Source organism: bacterium (assembly GCA_040753555.1).
In the GTDB taxonomy this organism is placed as follows: Bacteria; UBA9089; UBA9088; order UBA9088; family UBA9088; genus JBFLYE01.
The window spans coordinates 1-6,712 of record JBFMDZ010000117.1; the positions used below are offsets into that span (position 1 = coordinate 1).

At 35.5% G+C, this 6,712-nt stretch carries 6 protein-coding genes and 1 pseudogene; 5 read left to right on the forward strand and 2 right to left on the reverse strand.

The genetic code is table 11. The annotated features are described in order from the left end of the window. The first annotated feature begins 288 nt into the window (after nt 1–288). The 3 genes and pseudogenes from AB1630_09130 (at nt 289) to AB1630_09140 (ending at nt 3,408) form a co-directional block, all read left to right on the forward strand. Nucleotides 289–813: pseudogene (locus AB1630_09130) on the forward strand (transposase). 274 nt (nt 814–1,087) lie between these two features. Continuing rightward, entirely contained in the window at nt 1,088–2,236 is a 1,149-nt protein-coding gene (locus AB1630_09135) for a class I SAM-dependent methyltransferase (protein MEW6103954.1), read from the forward strand. A 134-nt stretch (nt 2,237–2,370) separates the two neighbouring features. Next, nucleotides 2,371–3,408: a deoxyguanosinetriphosphate triphosphohydrolase gene (locus AB1630_09140; GenBank protein ID MEW6103955.1), complete on the forward strand. Its 1,038-nt coding sequence runs from the start codon at nt 2,371–2,373 to the stop codon at nt 3,406–3,408. A gap of 118 nt (nt 3,409–3,526) precedes the next feature. Here AB1630_09140 and AB1630_09145 read toward each other — a convergent pair whose 3' ends face one another. Next, on the reverse strand, nt 3,527–3,844 hold the full coding sequence (locus tag AB1630_09145; GenBank protein ID MEW6103956.1) for a hypothetical protein: 318 nt from the start codon (nt 3,842–3,844) through the stop codon (nt 3,527–3,529). 145 nt (nt 3,845–3,989) lie between these two features. On the opposite strand from AB1630_09145, the gene AB1630_09150 reads away from it, so the two are divergent. Both AB1630_09150 and AB1630_09155 read left to right on the forward strand, forming a co-directional pair. Beyond that, nucleotides 3,990–4,352, forward strand: coding sequence for a helix-turn-helix domain-containing protein (locus tag AB1630_09150; GenBank protein MEW6103957.1), 363 nt, complete (start codon nt 3,990–3,992; stop codon nt 4,350–4,352). Next, nucleotides 4,349–4,792 carry a phosphatidylglycerophosphatase A gene (locus AB1630_09155; GenBank protein ID MEW6103958.1) on the forward strand — a complete coding sequence of 148 codons (444 nt, stop codon included), beginning with the start codon at nt 4,349–4,351 and terminating at the stop codon, nt 4,790–4,792. Before AB1630_09150 ends, AB1630_09155 begins: the two co-directional genes overlap by 4 nt. Nucleotides 4,793–4,859: 67 nt before the next feature. Here AB1630_09155 and amrB read toward each other — a convergent pair whose 3' ends face one another. Continuing rightward, on the reverse strand, nt 4,860–6,239 hold the full coding sequence (amrB, locus tag AB1630_09160) for an AmmeMemoRadiSam system protein B (protein MEW6103959.1): 1,380 nt from the start codon (nt 6,237–6,239) through the stop codon (nt 4,860–4,862). Nucleotides 6,240–6,712 lie beyond the last annotated feature (473 nt).

Below are 6,712 nucleotides of genomic sequence, written 5' to 3' on the forward strand. Positions count from 1 at the left end.
TGATATTGGACATTGGAAATTGGACATTTTTTTGACATTTGAACTTGGGATTTGGGATTTATTATAGAATGGATGAATTTTAAAACAGCCAAACATATAAAATACGATATACTGAATAGTTACGAAAAAGATTGAGAAAAATTTAACATATCCCTATAATAGAGGCTGAATAGTTACATTTTTTATTCTAAAACAAGGCAATAAAAGACCTATTACTTAAATTTTTGGGAAGTTAGGGCTTAAACATAGTTTTGTCATTATTGATGCTGGGTTTTTTCAGAAGATAACCTCAAGGAATTATACAATGAGAAGATAGATTTTCTTACAAGATTACCATCAGGGAGGAGATTATATAAAGAGCTAATCAAGAAAGAAGCTCATCGGATAGAAAGGTTTGAAAATGCAACAAGATATGGGAAAAGGGCTTTATTTGTTAAAAGGAAGAAGATCAATTTATTTGGTAGGGAGGCATATGCATACATTGTGCTTGACCCTGAAAGAAAAGGGCGAGAAACGAAGAGGTTTTTACTCTCTGTTATGGAAGAGGAAGAAGAAAACAGAGAGGAGATTGAGTATGGGCTAATGAATCAGGGAATAATGATACTTGTTTCCTCATTTAAGATAGAAGACAAAGACATAGTGCCATCATATTACTTAAGACATATGGCAGAAGCACTCTTTGGATTCTCAAAAGATGACTTAAAATTACTCCCCTTGAGAGTCCATAATGAAAAGACATTGCGTGGGTATCTATTGATTATATTTATTGCCCTGATTATATCTGACGAGATTAAAAAAAGAAATAGACGATAAATATACTGTGGAAGAGATTCTATTGATTATGAGGAATCTAAAGTGCAAAGTATACGAGAATGAGCTTGTTATTCAAGAATTAACAAAGCAACAGAAAGAAATTATAGAAATACTAAAAATCATAGTGTCTAAGGTAGTGGGAATTTAGGAATTTGCGTTACAAAGCACTAGATCTAGAAAAACATCGGCAACAACGGTATGAATAAAAGAAAAAATTTTGACTTAAAGTATAATCGTTGATATAATTTTTTAATCTTAAAAGGAGATTATTTAAATGGAGCTTGAAGGATTATCTTGTCCATATTGTGGAGGAGAGCTTAAGATAATAGAGATAGAATGGGCGGATGGCATAGTTAAATGCTCCTGCTCACAATGGCCATTTCTTTCAAACATCCTTATTTTAAAAAAAGGCGATGAAACAACCAAAGCGATTGAGTATATAAAAAAGGGAAAGCCAGATAAGGCAGCATTTCTCTTTTTGATGAAGGAAAGCAAAAGTCTATTTTTTGCCTGGGCAGCCTTACATAGAATGAGCTTCTTTACAACAATGGGTCTTTGGGGCTACAGATTCTGGACAGAATATACAAGATATAGGTTTTCGTCTCCAACATTTTTATCCTTTATTCCCCTTACCTTTATTATTAAGGATATGCAGGGTGAAATTTTGGATTTTGGCTGCGGCACAGGCCATAGCTTATTCTTTCTTTCAAAATGGATAGCACCAGAGAGGATTACAGCAATTGATAGGCAATTTTCATGCCTTTATTTAGCAAAGAAATTCTTCTGTAAGGAGGCAAGGTTTATCTGCCTTGATGGAGATTTTTCCCTTCCATTTTCCAATAATACATTTTCTACCATCCTCTCTTTGGATTCATTCCATTTTGTAGAAGCAAAGAAGACCTTATCTTCTGAGTTTATGAGAATATTGAAAGATAATGGCACAATATTTCTCTCCCATCTCCATAACAAAAATAGGGAGAATGCTGTTTTAGGCATTCCACTTGCACCATCTGATTATATCAAGCTATTTAAAAATGTGGAATATAGAACAATCCCAGATTATAAAATAAAGGAATCCCTTTTTGAGGGAAAGCTGGATATTTCTATAAACGAGGATGTGTCTAGTTTTTCCTCCTTTTCCCTTATCCTTTCCAAAAACCCAAAAATCTTTAAGGAATATGCAATAGATATTGTGGAAAATCTTAAAAACCCCATAATAAATCCAATATATAAAACGAAAGAGAAAAAGGCTGGTTTTATTGTAAAAAGAAGGGGGCTAACGGGCTTATATAAAAATGAATATCCCGATGTGGAAAGCTATATCAAGAAAGAGGCATTTATCTACAAGAGGGATATTGAGGCAAGGAAAAGGGAGCTATTTACAAAACTCTTTCTTCTTGATGCACCGGTGGGATATAAATAAAATGCAAAATGCAAAACGAAAAATGCACATACGAAGTATCTTGCGAGCGAAGCGAAGCAAAAATTGTGGTAAGATTTTATAAAAATATAAACCACATTTTTTAGTTTTGCGCTTTTAGTTTTAAGTTTTTTACGATGTTGATAAGAGAGATATTTGAGGATTTTGAGAAAAAAAGGCTCTCTGAATATGCAACCCTATCAAGCAAGAGCATGGGAAGGGAAAAGGAGGAAGAGCCTTGCCCGATAAGGACAATATTCCAGAGGGATAGGGACAGGATAATCCATTCAAGGGCATTTAGGGAGCTTAAATACAAGACACAGGTATTCTTACTTCCCGAGGTAGAATCCATCAGGACAAGGCTTACCCATACGATTGAGGTTGCCCAAATTGCAAGGACAATTGCCAGGGCTTTAAGGCTAAATGAGGATTTAACAGAGGCGATTGCCCTAGGTCATGACTTAGGACACCCTGCATTTGGCCATACAGGCGAGGATGCTTTAAGGGGTGTTTGCCCACTTGGCTTTAACCATTCTGAACAATCTTTAAGGATAGTAGAGGTATTAGAGAAGGATGGAGCTGGATTAAACCTTACCCATGAGGTTTGTGATGGAATATTGAAGCATTCGCTGGGAGAGGATAACCTATTGGCTTATGATTTTAGAAAAACAGGGCCAATTACATTAGAGGGCACCATTGTTCTTTTTTCAGATAAGATTGCCTATATAAACCATGATATTCAGGATGGAGAGGAGGCAGGCCTTATATCAATTGATGACCTTCCAAAGGAAGAGATAGGGCTATTGGGAAGAAAAAGCTCAGAGAGGATAAACAAGATGATAAAGGCTGTTATTACAGAGAGTATGGGAAAGGATTATATATGGATGGAAAAGGAGGTTTTAGAGGCAACAGCAAGCTTAAGAGCATATCTTTACAAAAACCTATATCAACATCCAAAGATACAGGAGGAGGCAGAAAAGGCAAAGAGGGTTATTGAAGAGCTATATTCATATTATATAAGAAATCAGGAGAAGATAAATGAGAAATTCTGGTTTCTTAAAAGCGTACCAATTGAAAGGCTTGTTTGCGATTATATTGTAAGCCTTTCTGATATGTCTGCCCTTAATACATACAAAAGCATATTCTTCCCCATTCCATGGAAGGAAGCGAAATAATTGCGGATTTAAGGTGAATGAATTTTAAAGCACCTGAACACATACAAAGAAAGGTTTATCTAAAACTCAGTAAACTCGGTGGAATAATGAGAAAGATCTAATTTTTCTTGCTCTGGTATCAATCGTATTCCCCATTGTTGCATTGCCAGGGCTCCAAAAAGACTTCTATTGTTCTTTCTTCTTCATCATTCCCAATGTGATCAATAACTATGGCTTCTGCATGAAAAGGCTTTCCTTCAATCTCACCGACTAATACAGCAGCCTTAGATGATATTTTTCTCTCGCCTCCCAATTTGGTATATGTTGGATGAGGAAGGTTTATAGTAGTAAGTTGTGCTGCAACATCAGGAGTAATGTAGGTATTTCGGGATTCTGAATTAAAAAGCGTCCATGCATTCTGTCCCTGGACATTTATTATTTGTCTAATCCTACCCATTCTTCACCTTTTAAAAAGAATATCACATTTTCTAGAAATTTTGCAAGAAAAATCTTTATTTGTTATCAATCTTCCCCCTCTTTAACTTGTCATTTTGCTTGTAAAAGGAGGTAAAGATGATTTAAAATATAGAAAAGGAGGAAAAATGGCAAAAAGGATTTTTGAAACAGCTAAACATATGCAAATAGGAGGAATCCTTAAAGAAAAAAGGGAGGGTATGGGATTAACCCTTGATGAGATAGAAAGGAGGACGCTTATCTCAAAAAGGTATCTTACCTCAATTGAGAATGACGATATATCTGTTTTTCCAAAAATCTCATCTGCCAGCCAGGTAATTAGGGGTTACGCCAGATTTCTTGGTTTTGAAGATTCTGAGATAGCAAACATTATAAAAAATTTCAATCCCAGAACAAGACCTTCAATAATCCTTTTTGGGCCAAATACCCTTATCTATATCATCCTCCTCCTTATCCTCTTTGTCATAGCCATTATTGCTATAAACCTATGAAAAAATTTATTCTGCTTCTTGCCTATGGCTTTGGATTGGGAAAAATGCCCATTATCCCTGCAACATTTGGAACATTGATTGGTGTTTTAATATTTCTCCTTTTAAGCCCCCAAAAAACCGCTTATTTAATTATAACAATGGCAATTACAATTCTGGGCATAAAAATAGCAGATATTGCCGAAGATTCCTCAAAGATAAAGGATGATAGGAGGATAGTCATAGATGAGGTAGCTGGTTTTTTGATAACAATGATTGGGATTTCTAATTCAACCATTAATCTTATTTTAGGATTTTTTATCTTTAGGCTATTAGACATTATAAAACCATTTCCCATTCGCTTAAGCCAAAGGCTTAAAGGTGGTCTTGGAATTATGGCAGATGATATACTAGCAGGAATACTTGGTTGTATTATTCTTAATCTTATTCAACAATATTTATAAGCGGTTATCTGAAATTGCTTTAAAAATTGATAAGGAAAATACACTTGCAAAGGAAATGCTTAAGTAATTATTCCTCCCCAAAGACCTCTGCTTCAAAAACCTCAAATTGGCAATCTTTTTTCCATGCATCAGAAGGCAAACCTGCCTTCAAAGAGAGATGGGTTAATGTCTCCTCCAATGTCCATTTTTGCTCAGGGGCTACCTGGGGAAGAAAAACAGCAGACCTTCCGCTTTTTGAAAGGACAATGCCGTGCTTTCCAAGGATGATCTCTGTATATGTTCCAATCTTTTTTGGTGGCGTTAAAACAGAAAGCTCAATCTTAAGACTGGCAAGCTCTGAATATGTTACTTGGGGAAATCTATAATCAGAAACAGCGGCACTTATTGCATTATCAATAATAGCCTGATACAATGGCTTTATGGGAAGGATATAGCCAATGCATCCCCGCAAATGGCCTTCTTTTGTATGAAGGGTAACGAATACCCCAGATTTTTCCAGCATCTTCGGATTTTCTTCTTTAAACTCTGGTATTTTTCCATCCTTAAGGTATAAATTTAGGGTTTCTCTTGCAATAAATAAAAGCCTTTCTTTTTCTTTATTTGTAAGATAGCCCTCTTTATAAAAGCAGATAGAGCCATATCCAACAACCCTATCCTTTTCTCCATATGGTGTATCACCGCTATTGTAATAGAGGATTTCCTTTGCCTTATCTATTCCAAGTATCTTCATTGTCTTAATAAGAACAAGGACAGGATAGAATCCACAAAGGTATGTTGCAAGACCAGGAATACCAGAGGAATATACATTCATTTCAGCCTCAATTAGCCCCTTTTCATCAAAATTTACTATTTTTTCTATTGTTTCTTTATCAACCATTTTTGCATCACTATATCCTGGATAATGGGAAAGGTCAGATGAGGCAACAATCAATGTGTCATCATCTATAACCTTTGATAGGGCAATGGCGAGATTGGACAAACCTTTTTCATCACCAGAAACAAGGATTGGAACAATCTTTGCTTCAGGCAATATTACTTGAATAAATGGAATCAGCACCTCAATTGAATGCTCCCTTGCCTCTGCTTGAGGAAGGTGTGATACATCCTTATCAAGTTCCATTATCTTCTCTACCATCTCTTTATTGATAGATGCAGTCCCAAGGGGCGTCTCATATCCATCAAAGGATGAGATTACAGAATTGTTAATGGGATATTGATGTGAAATTCCAAGGATTATCACTGTCTTATAATCCTCTCCTTCTATCTGCTTATACCCCCATCCTGCACAAAGACCTGAAAAAACATAGCCTGCATGTGGAGAAACAATACCCCTTATTTTAGGAGAAATTGTCCTTGTTGCTTTGTCTAGAAATTCCTTTACCATCTCCCTACAGGCATCACCCTCAGGGTAAAACCCACCAGAAACCGCAGCTTTTCTTATGTTCATAGAAACCTCCCTCTCAGCAGCTCTTCCGCATGAGATAAAACTTAAAGCTAAAAAAAATAAAAAAAACCTTGTCATAGTCATAAAACAAATCCTAAATACATTATATGTAGTAATAAAATTGCTGTCAACAAACTTTTGCAGATAATAAAAAAAATAGCATTAAATTCACAATCTTGTTTTTTATAGCCATCTGTATTTCTTACAGGCTCTGGAGCAATAGGGATTACATAGCGAATATCAGGATGGATTAAAACCCCTTGAAGAATTAAATGGGAATAGTGAATTTTCCCATTTTTGCTTTTCTTAATAAGACAACCAGGACAACTAATATTATCCGAACTAAAATAACTAGTGTGCTGTCCCTTAAATAAGGTATGTTATATTTTACAAGGTTTTCCTGCATATGTCCATGCAAATGGTTTTGCTTTTTTGTTGTAATATTCAATATACTCCAATAACTTCTGTTTTAATGC